Origin of the sequence: Synechococcus sp. CB0205 (genome assembly GCF_000179255.1) — a bacterium.
Lineage (GTDB): Bacteria > Cyanobacteriota > Cyanobacteriia > PCC-6307 > Cyanobiaceae > Vulcanococcus.
In genome coordinates this window covers 29,196-43,140 of the sequence record NZ_ADXM01000048.1, presented here as the reverse complement: position 1 = coordinate 43,140, position 13,945 = coordinate 29,196, and the positions used below count along the sequence as shown (strand labels likewise).

At 64.1% G+C, this 13,945-nt stretch carries 18 protein-coding genes; 12 read left to right on the top strand and 6 right to left on the bottom strand.

Annotation, left to right across the window (positions count from 1 at the left end):
• Window positions 1-10: 10 nt before the first annotated feature.
• The 4 genes from CB0205_RS0108795 to folE are packed head-to-tail and all read left to right on the top strand — an operon-like array spanning window position 11 to window position 3,629.
• Window positions 11-1,075, top strand: coding sequence for a long-chain acyl-[acyl-carrier-protein] reductase (locus tag CB0205_RS0108795; RefSeq protein ID WP_010316605.1), 1,065 nt, complete (start codon window positions 11-13; stop codon window positions 1,073-1,075).
• A 47-nt stretch (window positions 1,076-1,122) separates the two neighbouring features.
• A complete protein-coding gene (locus CB0205_RS0108790; protein ID WP_010316603.1) occupies window positions 1,123-2,112 on the top strand; it encodes an acetyl-CoA carboxylase carboxyltransferase subunit alpha in 990 nt (329 codons plus the stop codon).
• A 45-nt stretch (window positions 2,113-2,157) separates the two neighbouring features.
• Entirely contained in the window at window positions 2,158-2,889 is a 732-nt protein-coding gene (locus CB0205_RS0108785; protein ID WP_050778463.1) for an SDR family oxidoreductase, read from the top strand.
• A 20-nt stretch (window positions 2,890-2,909) separates the two neighbouring features.
• Window positions 2,910-3,629, top strand: a complete 720-nt coding sequence (gene folE / locus CB0205_RS0108780; RefSeq protein ID WP_010316599.1) for a GTP cyclohydrolase I — start codon at window positions 2,910-2,912, stop codon at window positions 3,627-3,629.
• Here folE and CB0205_RS0108775 read toward each other — a convergent pair.
• Window positions 3,626-4,126, bottom strand: a complete 501-nt coding sequence (locus CB0205_RS0108775; RefSeq protein ID WP_010316598.1) for a hypothetical protein — start codon at window positions 4,124-4,126, stop codon at window positions 3,626-3,628. The genes folE and CB0205_RS0108775 overlap by 4 nt on opposite strands.
• 9 nt (window positions 4,127-4,135) lie before the next feature.
• Entirely contained in the window at window positions 4,136-4,840 is a 705-nt protein-coding gene (locus tag CB0205_RS0108770) for a phosphoribosylanthranilate isomerase (protein ID WP_010316596.1), read from the bottom strand.
• A 55-nt stretch (window positions 4,841-4,895) separates the two neighbouring features.
• On the opposite strand from CB0205_RS0108770, the gene CB0205_RS0108765 reads away from it, so the two are divergent.
• Window positions 4,896-6,122, top strand: a complete 1,227-nt coding sequence (locus CB0205_RS0108765) for a site-2 protease family protein (protein WP_010316594.1) — start codon at window positions 4,896-4,898, stop codon at window positions 6,120-6,122.
• Window positions 6,123-6,127: 5 nt separating this feature from the next.
• Here CB0205_RS0108765 and CB0205_RS0108760 read toward each other — a convergent pair whose 3' ends face one another.
• Window positions 6,128-6,850, bottom strand: coding sequence for a lipoate--protein ligase family protein (locus CB0205_RS0108760; RefSeq protein WP_010316592.1), 723 nt, complete (start codon window positions 6,848-6,850; stop codon window positions 6,128-6,130).
• Between the two features lie 12 nt (window positions 6,851-6,862).
• Between CB0205_RS0108760 and CB0205_RS0108755 the strand changes: the two genes are divergently transcribed.
• Window positions 6,863-7,642, top strand: coding sequence for a sulfite exporter TauE/SafE family protein (locus CB0205_RS0108755; protein WP_232197281.1), 780 nt, complete (start codon window positions 6,863-6,865; stop codon window positions 7,640-7,642).
• On the opposite strand, the gene CB0205_RS0108750 is transcribed toward CB0205_RS0108755, so the two are convergent.
• Window positions 7,639-8,100 carry a CRR6 family NdhI maturation factor gene (locus tag CB0205_RS0108750; RefSeq protein WP_050778466.1) on the bottom strand — a complete coding sequence of 154 codons (462 nt, stop codon included), beginning with the start codon at window positions 8,098-8,100 and terminating at the stop codon, window positions 7,639-7,641. The genes CB0205_RS0108755 and CB0205_RS0108750 overlap by 4 nt on opposite strands.
• 165 nt (window positions 8,101-8,265) lie before the next feature.
• Here CB0205_RS0108750 and psaM point away from each other — a divergent pair, with 165 nt between their 5' ends.
• The 6 genes from psaM to CB0205_RS14595 all read left to right on the top strand — a co-directional run bounded on the left by psaM (window position 8,266) and on the right by CB0205_RS14595 (window position 11,274).
• A complete protein-coding gene (gene psaM, locus CB0205_RS0108745; protein ID WP_010316586.1) occupies window positions 8,266-8,364 on the top strand; it encodes a photosystem I reaction center subunit XII in 99 nt (32 codons plus the stop codon).
• A gap of 183 nt (window positions 8,365-8,547) precedes the next feature.
• On the top strand, window positions 8,548-8,922 hold the full coding sequence (locus tag CB0205_RS14600) for a hypothetical protein (RefSeq protein WP_071777977.1): 375 nt from the start codon (window positions 8,548-8,550) through the stop codon (window positions 8,920-8,922).
• A gap of 42 nt (window positions 8,923-8,964) precedes the next feature.
• Window positions 8,965-9,960: a protochlorophyllide reductase gene (locus CB0205_RS0108735; RefSeq protein WP_010316583.1), complete on the top strand. Its 996-nt coding sequence runs from the start codon at window positions 8,965-8,967 to the stop codon at window positions 9,958-9,960.
• A gap of 78 nt (window positions 9,961-10,038) precedes the next feature.
• Window positions 10,039-10,533: a hypothetical protein gene (locus CB0205_RS0108730; protein WP_043705821.1), complete on the top strand. Its 495-nt coding sequence runs from the start codon at window positions 10,039-10,041 to the stop codon at window positions 10,531-10,533.
• A 10-nt stretch (window positions 10,534-10,543) separates the two neighbouring features.
• Window positions 10,544-11,017 (top strand): hypothetical protein, encoded by a 474-nt coding sequence (locus tag CB0205_RS0108725; protein WP_010316578.1) that lies wholly within the window; start codon window positions 10,544-10,546, stop codon window positions 11,015-11,017.
• Window positions 11,014-11,274, top strand: a complete 261-nt coding sequence (locus CB0205_RS14595; protein ID WP_010316576.1) for a hypothetical protein — start codon at window positions 11,014-11,016, stop codon at window positions 11,272-11,274. Before CB0205_RS0108725 ends, CB0205_RS14595 begins: the two co-directional genes overlap by 4 nt.
• 4 nt (window positions 11,275-11,278) lie before the next feature.
• Here CB0205_RS14595 and bchL read toward each other — a convergent pair whose 3' ends face one another.
• Window positions 11,279-12,163: a ferredoxin:protochlorophyllide reductase (ATP-dependent) iron-sulfur ATP-binding protein gene (gene bchL / locus CB0205_RS0108715; protein WP_010316575.1), complete on the bottom strand. Its 885-nt coding sequence runs from the start codon at window positions 12,161-12,163 to the stop codon at window positions 11,279-11,281.
• 170 nt (window positions 12,164-12,333) lie between these two features.
• Complete coding sequence (locus CB0205_RS0108710) at window positions 12,334-13,941, bottom strand: ferredoxin:protochlorophyllide reductase (ATP-dependent) subunit B (RefSeq protein WP_010316574.1); 1,608 nt, start codon at window positions 13,939-13,941, stop codon at window positions 12,334-12,336.
• Window positions 13,942-13,945 lie beyond the last annotated feature (4 nt).

Below are 13,945 nucleotides of genomic sequence, written 5' to 3'. Positions count from 1 at the left end.
GCCCCCGCGAATGTTTGGTCTGATCGGTCACTCCAGCAGCTTTGCGCAGGCCCAGGAAAAGGCCCGCGACCTGGGGCTAGAGGAGATGGCCGAAGCGGACCTCCTCTCCTGGTGCTCGGCTCCACCTCAGCTGCTGGAGACCTTCGAGGTCACCAGCAAAACCGGGGCCACCATCCAAGGGACCTACATCGACTCCTGCTTCGTGCCGGAGATGCTGAGCCGCTTCAAGACCGCGACCCGCAAGGTTCAAAACGCCATGGAATTGGCGCAGAAGAACGGGATCAATGTCACAGCCCTGGGCGGTTTCACCTCGATCATTTTCGAGAACTACGACCTCTCGAAGTTCCAGCAGATCCGCAACACCACCCTCGAGTGGGAGCGTTTCACAACAGGCAACACCCACACGGCCTGGGTGATCTGCCAACAGGTCGAGACCAATGCCCCTCTGCTGGGCATCGACCTGAGCCAGGCCAAAGTCGCCGTGGTCGGCGCCACCGGTGACATCGGCAGCGCGGTCTGCCGCTGGCTCAGCCAAAAAACAGGCGTGGGTGAACTGCTCCTGGTCGCTCGGCAGCAGCAGCGGCTGCTGGATCTGCAGGAGTCCCTCGGCTGTGGCCGGATCCTGACCCTGGAGGAGGCACTCCCCGAAGCCGACGTGGTGGTGTGGGTGGCCAGCCTTCCCCAGACCCTGACCATCGACCACGGCAGCCTGCGCAAGCCATGTCTGATGATTGACGGCGGCTACCCCAAGAATCTCGACGCCAAGGTGGCCGGTGAAGGGGTCCATGTCCTCAAGGGCGGCATCGTCGAGTTCTGGCAGGACATCAGCTGGCAGATGATGGAAGTTGTGGAGATGGAAAACCCCAAACGCCAGTTGTTCGCTTGCTTTGCAGAGGCGATGCTGCTGGAATTCGAGGGTATCCACACCAACTTCAGCTGGGGCCGCAACCGCATCTCCATCGCCAACATGGAGCTCATTGGTGAAGCCTCCCTGCGGCACGGGTTCCGGGCCATCGGCCTGAACCAAGCCCCAGCAAGCTCCGGCAACCCCGACCTTGAACTGGCCGCTGCTTAAGGCCTCCCGGTTCAACGCTCGCCCCCCTGCCCCTTACACCCGCTGCCATGGCCCGTCGTCCCCTGCTCGACTTCGAGAAGCCCCTGGTGGAGTTGGAGGAGCAGATCGACCAAATCCGGCAGCTCGCCAAAGACTCTGAAGTCGACGTCAGCCAGCAGTTGCTCCAACTGGAGACCCTGGCGGCCCGCAGGCGGGAAGAGATCTTCAGCAACCTGAGTCCCGCCCAAAAGATTCAGGTTGCGCGCCACCCCCAACGCCCCAGCACCTTCGATTACATCCAGGTGCTGACCGATGAATTCATCGAACTGCACGGGGACCGGCGCGGCAGCGATGACCAAGCCCTCGTGGGCGGCGTCGGACGCATTGGCGATCAAGGCGTCGTCCTCTTGGGCCACCAGAAGGGACGGGACACGAAGGAAAACGTGGCTCGCAACTTCGGCATGGCCTCACCTGGGGGCTACCGCAAGGCGATGCGCCTGATGGAGCACGCCGATCGCTTCCGCCTGCCGATCCTCAGCTTCATCGACACCCCCGGCGCCTACGCCGGACTGCTGGCGGAGGAGCAGGGCCAGGGCGAGGCCATCGCCGTAAACCTGCGCGAGATGTTCAAGCTGCGCGTTCCGATCCTGGCCACGGTGATCGGTGAGGGGGGCTCAGGTGGTGCGCTAGGCATCGGAGTGGCGGACCGGCTGCTGATGTTCCAGCACAGCGTCTACACGGTGGCCAGCCCCGAGGCCTGCGCCTCCATCCTCTGGCGCGATGCGGGTAAAGCTCCGGTGGCCGCTGAGGCGTTGAAGATCACGGCGCCCGATCTGCTGAAGCTGGGGATCATCGATGAAATCATTGCCGAGCCTTCGGGCGGCAACCACTGGGCCCCGCGTCAGGCGGCAGAGAATTTGAAGGCGGCTCTTCTGCAGCAACTCGCGGGCCTGCAGGCCCTCAGCGAGGAGCAACTGGTGGATCAGCGCTACGCCAAGTTCCGCCGGATGGGTCGCTTCCTGGAATCCGGCGCCCAGGACGCAAGCCTGAGCTCGTAAGGTTTTCGTTGGTTTGATCGGGGTCCTTGCGGCCCGCCCCCGCCGTTGAGTTCCCCTGTCTCCGCTTCAGCGCCCGTTGCCCTCATCACTGGTGCCTCCAGGGGGATCGGAGCAGCCGCAGCAAGGGCTTTTTCCCAAGCAGGCTATCAGCTGCTGCTCTTGGCCCGCTCCCAAGCCGATCTTGAGCAGCTGGCCCAGGAGCTGCGCAGTGAGCGCTGCCGGGTGGAAACGATCGCTGTGGATCTCTCCGATCCACAAGCCATCGCCCCTGCCCTGGAGAACCTGCTCTCCCGGGGACTGGTTCCAACGGTGCTGATCAACAACGCCGGAGCGGCCTACACGGGGGCCCTAGCGGAGATGCCCCTGGAGCAATGGCAATGGTTGCTGCAGCTCAACCTCACCAGCGTTGTTCAAACCTGCCAGGCGGTCCTGCCGGCCCTGCGCCAGACCCAGGGTTTGATCATCAACGTCAGCAGCCATGCGGCCCGCAATGCCTTTCCGGAATGGGGGGCCTATTGCACCACCAAGGCCGCCTTGGCCTCCTTTAGTCGCTGCTTAGCGGAAGAGGAGCGCCAGCACGGAATCCGTGTATCGACGCTCACCTTGGGTGCGGTTAATACCCCCCTCTGGGACAGCGAGACCGTCCACAGTTCCTTCGACCGCCGTGCCATGCTCACCCCAGAGCGCGTGGCCGAGACACTGCTGTCTTTGGCTCAGCAACCTTCCTCCAATGTTGTGGAGGATCTAACCCTTATGCCCGCAGCGGGCGTTCTTTGAACGCATCTCGGGACCCGTTCATGACTTCAACCCTGTCCTCGAGCATTCCCGGCCAGTTGGCTCCCGTAAGCCGCCGCATCCGTGAACGCCTCGAGTCCGCCGGCGTGCCCTTCCTGGCGAACGACAACATCGCCGAACACCTCAAGGACGGCGAACTCGATCAACTGGAAATCGAGGTTGCCGGAAAGGTTCGCGAGCTGCTGCGCAGCTTGGTGATCGATATCGACAACGACCACAACACCGAGGAGACCGCCGAGCGTGTCGCACGGATGTACCTCCATGAGGTCTTCAAGGGTCGCTTCCATCCCCAGCCGAAGATCGCGAGCTTCCCCAACGTCAAAAAGCTCGACGAGATCTACACCGTGGGCCCGATCACGGTGCGCTCGGCTTGCTCCCACCACCTGGTGCCGATCCTGGGCAACTGCTGGATTGGGATCAAGCCCGGCGAACGGGTGATTGGTCTCTCCAAGTTCTCGCGCGTGGCCGACTGGGTCTTCTCCCGTCCCCACATCCAGGAAGAGGCGGTGATGATCCTGGCCGATGAGATCGAGCGTCTCTGCGAACCCCAGGGCCTGGCCATCCTGGTCAAAGCGCAGCACTACTGCATGAAGTGGCGCGGGGTGAAGGAGCCCCAAACCAGCATGGTGAACTCCGTTGTCCGCGGTGACTTCCGCCACGACTCCAGCCTCAAGGCTGAGTTCTTCGAACTGGTGAAGCAGCAGGAGTCGATGCTGGGCTAAGGCGCCAGCACCGGCCCGACGGGGGCTGAGGCGATGCGTTTGACCTGACCGTTTTGGTTGACGACCGCCACCACCATGAGGTTCTGGCCGACATCCACCGGTCCCGGGACATAGCTGGTGCCCTGGGCCGTTTCAATCAAGAGCCAGGTGCGCGCCGAGGGATCCTTCCGGTACCAGTGGTACTGGGAGTTCGCCAGGGCGGCATTGGCGTCGGCCTCGACCGTGGCCTGGAGCAGCCCACCCTGAATGGCCTGACCAGCAATCACGAGTGAACGCAGGCCATCAATCTGCTGCTCGATCGCACCCTCCAACTCCAGATCCGCAGAGATCTGATCGCGGAAGGTGCTGATCTGCTGCTGGGCACTTTCCGTGACGCCGGGGATGCACTGCAGGCTCGCGCCCACCAGGCGGCAACCGACCAGGTCCTGGGCGCGCAGTGCTGGGGACAGCGCAAGGGCCAAGCCCAGGAGCACAGGGGCAGAGCGCAGAGCAGCCATGGCAGAGGATTAGCTGCTCAAATCCTGGCGAAAGGGAGCCACGGCGGCCACCAGCTGCTGCACTTTGGCGAGATCCTTATCCCCCGGAGCCCGCTCCACCCCGCTGGAGACATCCAATCCAGAGGGGGGCCGGTGCTGCAAGGCCCGTAGGGCCGGGGCGACCCGATCGGGATTCAAGCCGCCAGCGAGCCACCAGGGCAGAGGGGAGCAAAAACCACTGAGCCAATCGATCGGGATGCGGTGGCCCGTGCCGCCGAGCTGATCGGGCACCCAGGCATCCAGCAGTAGAGCGTCGACGACCGCGCCGTAGTCGGCCGCCCGCTGCAGATCCTCGGGCTGGCGAATTCTCAGGGCCTTCCACAACAAGAGATCCGGGCCGAGGGCCTCCCGCAGTTGCCGGCAGCGCTCTGGCGTTTCTTGGCCATGGAGTTGCAGCACCTGATGGCCGCCAGCCGCACCCAACTGGGACAGTTCCGCATCACTGGGATCGGCCACCACGAGGACGCCAAGACAGCGGCTTGAGGCCTGTCGCATCGCCGCAAACAGCGCCGGCCGGGCGCCAGGGGACAACCAGCGGGGGGAGGCCTCAACACCGATCACCCCGATCGCATCGACGCCCTGGGCGGCCACGGCACTGGCCTGCTCGGGATGGCGCAGTCCACAGACCTTCAGCCATGGCTGGGGGCCAATGGGGGAAGTTGGACGCGCCGTCATGCCGTGGCCCCGGGAAGCCCAACCTTTCTAGGATCGGGGCAACGGATGAGGACGTGTGGGGGAAGGCTGGCAGCTACTGCGGATTCGGGGCATCCCCCTACGCATTCACCCCAGCTGGTTTCTGATCTTGGCCCTGGCCACGGTGGCCTTCCAACAGCAGTACAGCCAGCAATTCGCCGCGCAAACCCAAGAGGCCTGGCTCTGGCTGATTGGCCTGCTCACCGCCCTGCTGCTGTTCCTCTCAGTGCTGCTGCATGAGTTGGGGCACTCCCTGGTGGCCCTCAGTCAGGGGGTCAAGGTCCGCAGCATCACCCTGTTTCTGCTGGGCGGGGTGGCCAGTGTGGAGCGGGAGTGCCCAACCGCCATGGGCTCCTTCTGGGTTGCCGCCGCTGGCCCCCTGGTGAGCCTGGTGCTCTCCGCCCTACTGCTCCTCGGCAGCCATAGCGCCAGCCATGCCTCGCCCCTGCTGGGGGCCATGGTCAGTGAGCTGGGCGGGCTGAATCTGATCCTGGCCCTGTTCAACCTGCTGCCGGGACTCCCGCTCGATGGCGGCCTGATTCTCAAGGCCCTGGTCTGGCAGTTCACCGGAAGCCAGCGCAAGGGAATCCAGGTGGCCACCGCCAGCGGCAAGGTGCTGGCCTTCAGCGCCATTGGCCTTGGAGCCTTTCTGCTGCTGCGAGGAGCCGGGGTAGCGGGGATTTGGTTGATGCTTCTGGGCTGGTTTGGCCTTGGCGCCGCCCGCAACCAATCGCAGATGCTGGCGCTGCAGGGCGTGCTGCGCAGGCTGCAGGTCAAGGATGCGGCCCAGAGGCGCTACCGCGTGCTCGAGGCCAACACGAAACTGCGGGAACTCAGCCGCCTGCGGGTCAGCGACGAGAAGGGTCTGGCGGACTGGCTACTGGTCTGTGACCAGGGCCGCTGGAAGGGGTTCATCACCGATGCCCCCCTGCAGAGCCTGCCTGTGCAGCGCTGGGATGAGGACAGCGTTGGCGAGCATCTGCAACCCCTCGATCAACTCCCGAGCATTGGCGATGGGACTCCGCTCTGGCAGGCGATCCTGCAGCTCGACCAGCCGGAGGTGAATCGGCTGCTGGTGCTTGGTCCAGCGGGACTACCCACGGGCACCTTGGAGCGACCGGAACTGGCGGAACGGGTCCTGAATGAACTCGGCGTTCGGCTGCCTCTACCGATCCTGGAGGCCGCCCGCCGCCAAGGGGTCTATCCCCTGGGGATGATGCTGGCGCCCGTGGCACGAACCATCGAAAGCAACCCCGAGGGCTGAGGGCTTCAGCGCAGGGGAGCCGGGTCCTCCAACAGCTGGATCTGTTGCCACTCCCTGGCGCTGAGGGCCACGGTCTGGAGCGCACCGCCACACAGGTGATCCCGCGCCGCCCGCTGGAGCTGCGCCATCACGGCCGCTTGCGGTAGAGGCTCCAGGTTTGGCGCTGGAGAGTTGAAGACCTCCCGCCAGAGGTCCTGGGGTGGAGAGAGCAGGACACTGCCGTGCTGCAGCAGGCAGGCCCCACTCCAGAGCTGGGCACTACCGATCCGTTTGGCGCCATTGGCCTGCACCAGATCTGCAGCCGTGCCGTTGGCAAAACAGTTGCCCCGCTGGGCCGCCTCCGCAGCCTTCACCGAGCCGAACTCCAGGGGAACGCCCAGGGCGGCGAAGGCCACCTGCAGCCACTGACAGGCCTCGGCATAGGCCGTCAGGCGATGGGTCGTGGCCGGCCGGCAGGCCAGGGCATAGGTGAGTTCTCCGGCATGCAGAACAGCCCGACCGCCGCTGGGACGCCGCACCAAGTGCAAACGGCCCTGCTCAGCCAGGGCGATCCAGCGGGGATCGATCTGGCGTTGGTGTCTTCCCAATGAAAGGGTCGGCCGACTCCACTGGTAGAGCCGCAGCATCGGATCGCCCTGACCGGCGCACTGCTCTTGCAGCATCCAACGGTCGATCGCCATCTGCAGGCCGGCATCGGCCGTGAGTGGTGGGATCCAACGCCACCTCATGGAGCTGGCAGGATGCGGGTGAGACGTGCGGCATGCGCCATGGGCTGGGAGCTGCTGCCTCTGTTGCCTCTAGGCATCTTGGCCGGCTTGCTCTCAGGCCTGCTGGGAATTGGTGGGGGCCTGGTCTTCTCTCCCCTGCTGCTCTGGATTGGCCTGCCGCCCCATCAGGCCCTGGCCACCAGCACCCTGGCGATTGTTCCGACCACCATGGCGGGCAGCCTGACCCATTGGCGCAGCGGTCAGGTGCCCGCTCAAGCGGCCCTGGCAATCAGCGCTGGCGCCGCCTTTGGCGGGGGTCTGTTCAGCCGGGTTGGCCACAGCCTTGAGGGCTGGCAACTGCTGGCCTTGCAGGCGCTGATGTACGGGCTGCTGGCCCTGGTGATCGAGCCTCGCCGCACGGGCGGCAACAGCGCTTCAACCGTGCCGGTGCGGGGACTGATCGGCGTTGGCCTGGTGGCGGGCCTCTCCAGCGGCCTGCTGGGTGTCGGAGGCGGCCTGGTGATGGTGCCGCTGATGGTTCGCGGGCTGCGCCTTGGGGTCTACCAGGCGATCCGGCTGAGCACGATGGCGGTCTTCGCCTCTTCCTTGGTGGCCTCCTTCACCTTTTGGGGAGACGGCAGGGCCCAACTGCTGATCGGCCTGGTGCTGGGGGCGACGGCCGCCTCAGCCGCCCAGTGGTCCGCCGGGCACCTGCAGAAGGTGCCGGAACAGCGCCTGGTGGGACTGATCCGGCTGCTGTGCGTGCTGCTGGCCGTGGACGTCGGACGGCGGGCCGTTCTGCTCTGGCTCTAGCGCTCGTGGTCCTTCCAGAAGCTGCCGTCCAGCTCAAAGCCCAGCACGGCCGCCATCTGCTCCAGGTTGCCGCGACAGTTCAAGCCATACCCCCTGGACCAGTGATCCAGCAGGTAGAGGCGATGGGTCATCCAGAGCTCAAGGCTGTCTGGGGCGAAGCGAATCCCCTCGCTGCGGTTGAACTGATGGGGGAGCAGCATGGCCACGTGCCGGGTCAATTGGCCACTGCTGCGCTCCAGCAGCAGCGGTAGCCACGGGCAGAGGGCATCGGCGCGCAGGCTCCAGAGGCGCAGCTCCGTGATCTCCGAGAGCTCGCGCGGGTCCTCCGCCGAACGGGGCCAGTCGAACTGGAGCGTCAGGCTGCCGCTGGCCTGCAGCAGGTCCTTGGGGTCCAAGGCGAACCAAGGCTGCAGGGGCTCAAGGCTCTGGTCTTGAACCTGTTGCGCTGAGATCGACACCGTTCCATCAGGAGCCAGACCAGACACCAAAAGAACCCTGCAGAACTGACGATCGACCGTAGCGAGCCCATCCCCTAGGGGTGTCGAGCTGTGACAGGCCCAGGCCCAGGCCCTAGCCAGCCCCACCATCTGCGTGAGAATGGACTGGTGTTTTTCTCAACGGTCATGTCCCTCACCCAGGCTGAAATTCTGATCGCCCTGGTGGTGGCCGCCCACGCTGGCGTGCTCGCAGTGCGTCTCGCCGCCAGCCTCTACCGCGCCTGATCGCTTGGCACGGGAGAGACAACCTGCTAGAAGCGGTGCGTCTCTCCCCACTCCTCCTCACCCTTGAGCCCCTCCCGATCTGCCCAGCTATCGCAGCGGCGATCCGCAAATCGGAAACGGACTGCTCAAGAACCCAAAGCGGAACCCACTCGAGGCCGTCGCCAGCACCGCAGTGACGCCAATTTGAGCGTTGTTGAGCCGGCACCCCCGCAGCAGATCAGGCCTTCAAGTCCGAGCCAGGAGTTGCTCTACGGCTCCATCGGTCTCTCCCTGAAGATCGGCCTCTCCCTGGTGGCCGTGGTCAGCTTGATTCGACTGGCGGGGGCCTACCAGGAGCGCCTGGATCGTTACGGCGAGATCACCGCCGTTCTGGACATCCAAAAAGCCAAGCTGCTCAAAGCCCAGACCCGTTTTGATCGCCTGTTCAACGTTGGAGGCGAGCAAAAGCTGATCCAGGAGCAGGACCAGTGGATTGCCCCGAACCGCCTACGGGTGGTCTGGAAGCAACTGCGCCCGGATTCCAATCAGCAACCGTCCAACGCAATCCAGACCCCCTGAGGCCTCTCCTTCCGTAAGTTGTTGCGGGCAGTTTTTGGGTCCATGACCGCTTCAAGCAACCTCACGAACGCAGGCGGACCCGCCGGAGCGGTCCTGGTGACCGGCACCACCTCAGGGGTTGGCCTGAATGCCGTCAAGGCCCTGACCGATCGGGGATGGACGGTGGTCACGGCAAACCGGGATCCGGTGCGCGCTGGAGCCGCCGCCGATTCCCTGGGCATCCCCAGCGACAAGCTCCACCACATCCGCATGGACCTCGGGGATCTCGAGAGTGTCCGTGTCGGCGTTGAGACCCTGGTCGACTCCCTTGGCTTTGGCCTCGATGCCCTGGTCGTCAATGCGGCGGTCTACAAACCCAGGCTGAAAGAACCCGAGCGCTCTCCCCAGGGCTATGAGCTCTCCATGGCCACCAACCACCTGGGCCACTTCCTCTTGATTCAACTGCTGGTGCGGCAGCTGCAGGCCTCGCAGCATCCCTCCAAGCGCGTCGTCATCCTCGGCACCGTCACGGCCAACTCGAAAGAACTGGGCGGCAAGATCCCCATCCCCGCTCCGGCGGATCTGGGCGACCTCAGCGGCTTCAAGGCGGGCTTCAAGGCACCCATCGCCATGGCCAACGGCAAGGCCTTCAAACCTGGCAAGGCCTACAAGGACAGCAAGCTCTGCAACATGATCACCACGCAGGAGCTGCATCGCCGCCTGCACCACTCCACGGGGATCGTCTTCAGCTCGCTGTACCCCGGTTGCGTCGCGGACACCCCCCTCTTCCGCAATACCCCGCGGGCCTTCCAGAAGATCTTCCCCTGGTTCCAAAAGAACGTCACCGGTGGCTACGTCAGCCAGGCCCTCGCCGGAGAGCGGGTGGCGCAGGTGGTCGCCGATCCAGGTTTTGGCACATCCGGGGTGCATTGGAGCTGGGGTAACCGCCAGAAGCAGGGCGGCCAGCAGTTCAGCCAAGAGCTCTCCGATAAGGCCAGCAATCCCGAAACGGCACAAGGGGTTTGGGATGAATCACTCAAGTTGGTCGGCTTGCGCTAGTCCAACGGCTCAGCTGCAGTAGGGATGACAAGCCCCCATCCCTGATGTATGCCTACGGCAAGCCTTGCAGGGTTGCCGATGGGAAGGCCTGTGATTCCACTGAACCCTCAGGACGAGCCGCGCTGGTTCCTGTTGGCGATGGCCTGCCGTTGGCCCCTGGCGGTTGTGCTCGCCACCTGGTCGGCGGCCATGGCGGCAATCCAGATCTTGGGGCAACCCATACCGATTGCCGTCAAGCGCCAACAGCCCTTCCCCGTGGTCCTCAAGGGGCCCATCCAAGTCGAGAAAATCCTGACCCCAGTCCAGGTCCAAGCCAACGGCGCCCTACCGGTTGCCGTCAGTGCCAAAGCAGCCCTGCCGGTCAAGGCCAACGACTCACTCCCGGTTGACGTTGGACATATCGCCAAGCCGGTGACCGTTGAGAAAATTGTTGAACCCGTCGAGATCGTCAGCGATGAACCGCTGCTGGTCAATGGCGAAGTGGGGGTGAACCAGATCGGCGGCAATGTCACCGTCTCGATCAAGGACGCCCTCAAGGCCGTTTCACCGCTACCGCTCCCCCCCCTGCCCTGAGGCGCCGGCCATGATTCAACGCTTCCCCCTCCTCCCCTTGCTCTCGGGCAGCTTGATGCTCCTGATGGGCAGCGGCGGTATCCCCGCAGTACGGGCCGAAACAGCAACCAGCGCGGAGCAACAGGCACTGCTGGAGCGCCTGCGACAGCGACAAGCGCAAGAGCACGAACGCTGGCGTCGTTTCGGTGATGTGGAGGTGGATTGGACCAGCTGGAAGCCATTCGACAGTCACCCCTACATCTGGGTCACCCCCTGGCGACGCGCCGTCACCCGCCCCACGGCCATTGGCGGCCTGAGCTGGCCCTCCACCCCAGAGAGCAATCCCAAGAGCAACGTGCCCGATCGGGCACTCGCGGTGAACTGCCGTGATCTGACCCTCAACCGCAAGCGGGCTGGTTCCAACTGGGGGGACTGGCGCGTTCCCGGCGCTGAAACTCCGGCGGAGGAACTCCTGCTGGATGCCTGCAGCAGCCTGAGCTCTTGAACCGCACAGCCCAGTCCTGCCTGCTCGTGCTGCTGGGTTTCCTCAGCGGACTGGCCGCAGCACAACTCCTCAACCAGCAGTCCCTGCAACCGCTGCTCTGGCCCCTTGTGGTCATGGCCAGCGTGGCGCTGCTAGCTCAGGCGCTCTGGCTGATTGCCAGAAGCGGAATTCGCGTGGAGATCTTCACGCGGGCCCCCATTGATGTGGGAACCCGCGGAGGCAGCATCAAAGCCGAAGTCACCAAGGTTCGGCTCTAGGGGTTCAGTCGAACCCCAGCAGGTCAAAGATCTCGCGATCCTTGAGCGGTTCAGCCTCGAGGGGCTTCACGCTCTCCAACATCGACTGAGCGAGGCGTAGATATTCGTTCTGGACGGCCTCCACTTCAGGAGTGGATTCCATCTCGAAGATCGTGCACTTCTTCAGGCGGGAGCGGCGGATCGCATCGAGATCGGGGAAGTGGGCCATGGTCTTCATGCCCACCCGGTCGTTAAAGCGATCGATCTGGTCGGTGTCGCGGCTGCGGTTGGCCACGACCCCACCGAGGCGCACCTTGTAGTTCTTGGCCTTGGCTTGAATGGCCGCAATGATCCGATTCATCGCAAAGATCGAATCGAAGTCATTCGCAGTGACAATCAGGCAGTAGTGGGCATGCTGCAGAGGGGCCGCAAATCCACCACAAACCACGTCGCCGAGCACATCAAAGATCACCACATCGGTGTCTTCCAAGAGATGGTGCTCTTTCAGCAACTTGACCGTCTGTCCGGTGACATAGCCGCCGCAGCCGGTACCCGCCGGAGGGCCACCGGACTCCACGCATTGCACCCCATTGAAGCCATCAAAGACGAAGTCCTCTGGGCGCAACTCCTCGGTGTGAAAGTCCACCCCCTCGAGGATGTCGATCACCGTCGGGACCATTTGCTTGGTCAGGGTGAAGGTGCTGTCGTGCTTAGGGTCGCAGCCGATTTGCAGCACCCGTTTGCCGAGCTTGGAGAAGGCCGCAGAGAGGTTCGAGCTGGTAGTGCTTTTGCCAATCCCACCTTTGCCGTAGACGGCAATGACCAACGCTCCCTCCTCGATTTGCATAGAGGAATCCTGATGAACCTGAACGCTGCCCTCACCATCGGGGCGCTTGAGCGTGGTGGTCATAAAACAAGGAAAACCAGGAACACAGGAACCCTGGTTTTAAAGCTCTTCTTCCATACAAGACCTGTTCCTGCCCCTTGACCTCTAGCCCCGTGCAAAGCGAAACAGTCCAGGTCAGAAATGAGGATTTAAACACTCATTCATAGGTAGCAATACTCATCCCACTGCAGCACTCAACGGCTGTAGTGGGCTTTCGCTTCATAGAGGGCCTCGCTATCAATCACCGCCAGACCCTGATCACGGGCATAGGCCTCGGTGTTTTTGCGAACCTTGCCGCGCACAAAGAAGGGAATCTTGGCCAGTTCCGCCTCGCCATCGGCACTCCAGGACAACTGCGCCCCATCCACTGAGGGCAGCGTGACCTCCTCGGCAGGTGCCACGGGCGAGGCCGGTGCACCATCGCCCAGGTGACTGCGGTGGCCATCCACGAACTCGAAGTCGTGGCGGAACATACCTATCAGATGCTCCTCCAGCCCCATCATCAAGGGGTGCACCCAGCTGTCGAAGATGACGTTGGCCCCCTCCCAGCCCATCTGGGGGGCATAGCGGGCGGGGACGTCCTGAACGTGCAGGGGGGCACTGATCACGGCGCAGGGAATGCCCAGGCGCTTGGCACTGTGGCGCTCCATCTGGGTCCCAAGCACCAACTCCGGCGCTGCCGCAGCCATGGCCACCTCAACGGCGAGGTAGTCATCGCTGATCAGGGCCTCGAGCCCCAACTCCGCCGCCAGCGCTCGGACCTCCCGGGCCATCTCACGGCTGTAGGTGCCCAGGCCCACCACTTCAAAACCCAGTTCGCGGCTGGCGATCCTTGCCGCGGCCAGGGCGTGGGTGCCATCGGCGAACACAAAGACCCGCTTGCCCGTCAGATAAGTGGAATCCACCGAGCGGGAATACCAAGGAAGCCGCGAGCGGCGCTCGGCAGGACAGAGGCCATCGGCACCGGGCTGCAGGTCCTGGGGCAGCTCCAGGCCGAGGACGCCATGCAGTTCACGCAGGAACTCCACCGTGGCGCCAATGCCGATTGGAATCGTTTTGACCGTGGGCAAGCCGAACTGGCGCTCCAGCCAGCTGCAGACCGCTCCGGAGACCTCGGGGTAGAGGTTGAGGTTGACGTCCGCCGTCGGGAGTCGCAGCAGGTCAGCCGGCCGGGCGCCGAGGGGGGCGACAACGGCCACATCAATGCCATAACTCGCCAGCAGCTGGGTCAACTCCCGCACGTCATCGCGGCAGCGGAAACCCAAGAGGGACGGCCCCAACAGGTTCACCCGCGGCCGGCGGTTTTCAGCGCGCCAACGGGTGGGATCGAGCTTGGGCTGACCGGGCGGCGGAAGCTGCGGTTTCAGCAGACTGCGGACCAATTGGTAGAAGGTCTCAGCCGCCCCCCAGTTTTCCTTTTTGGAATAGGCCGGCAGGTCCAGATTGACCATCGGGATCCCACCCAGATCCATACCCGCCGCCAGGGCCCCTGGCTGGTCCTGGATCAGCTCCGCCGTGCAGCTCTCGCCCACGAGCAGTGCCTCAGGCTGAAAGCGCTCGACTGCATCGGCAATGGAGCGCTTCACCAGTTCGGCGGTGTCACCCCCTAGATCCCGGGCCTGGAAGGTGGTGTAGGTGACAGGGGGTCGGCGATCCCGCCGTTCAATCATCGTGAACAGCAGGTCGGCGTAGGTGTCGCCCTGCGGCGCATGCAGGACGTAGTGCACTCCCTCCATCGAGGCAGCGATGCGCATGGCCCCAACGTGCGGGGGGCCTTCGTAGGTCCAGAGCGTGAGTTCCATCGGT

Excerpts from the sequence above, each read along its gene's own strand:
- CB0205_RS0108795 (WP_010316605.1), top strand. The coding sequence starts at position 11 with ATGTTTGGTCTGATCGGTCACTCCAGCAGCTTTGCGCAGGCCCAGGAA.
- CB0205_RS0108790 (WP_010316603.1), top strand. The coding sequence starts at position 1,123 with ATGGCCCGTCGTCCCCTGCTCGACTTCGAGAAGCCCCTGGTGGAGTTG.
- folE (WP_010316599.1), top strand. The coding sequence starts at position 2,910 with ATGACTTCAACCCTGTCCTCGAGCATTCCCGGCCAGTTGGCTCCCGTA.
- CB0205_RS0108775 (WP_010316598.1), bottom strand. The coding sequence starts at position 4,126 with ATGGCTGCTCTGCGCTCTGCCCCTGTGCTCCTGGGCTTGGCCCTTGCG.
- CB0205_RS0108770 (WP_010316596.1), bottom strand. The coding sequence starts at position 4,840 with ATGACGGCGCGTCCAACTTCCCCCATTGGCCCCCAGCCATGGCTGAAG.
- CB0205_RS0108760 (WP_010316592.1), bottom strand. The coding sequence starts at position 6,850 with ATGAGGTGGCGTTGGATCCCACCACTCACGGCCGATGCCGGCCTGCAG.
- CB0205_RS0108755 (WP_232197281.1), top strand. The coding sequence starts at position 6,863 with ATGCGGGTGAGACGTGCGGCATGCGCCATGGGCTGGGAGCTGCTGCCT.
- psaM (WP_010316586.1), top strand. The coding sequence starts at position 8,266 with ATGTCCCTCACCCAGGCTGAAATTCTGATCGCCCTGGTGGTGGCCGCC.
- CB0205_RS0108735 (WP_010316583.1), top strand. The coding sequence starts at position 8,965 with ATGACCGCTTCAAGCAACCTCACGAACGCAGGCGGACCCGCCGGAGCG.
- CB0205_RS0108730 (WP_043705821.1), top strand. The coding sequence starts at position 10,039 with ATGGGAAGGCCTGTGATTCCACTGAACCCTCAGGACGAGCCGCGCTGG.
- CB0205_RS0108725 (WP_010316578.1), top strand. The coding sequence starts at position 10,544 with ATGATTCAACGCTTCCCCCTCCTCCCCTTGCTCTCGGGCAGCTTGATG.
- bchL (WP_010316575.1), bottom strand. The coding sequence starts at position 12,163 with ATGACCACCACGCTCAAGCGCCCCGATGGTGAGGGCAGCGTTCAGGTT.
- CB0205_RS0108710 (WP_010316574.1), bottom strand. The coding sequence starts at position 13,941 with ATGGAACTCACGCTCTGGACCTACGAAGGCCCCCCGCACGTTGGGGCC.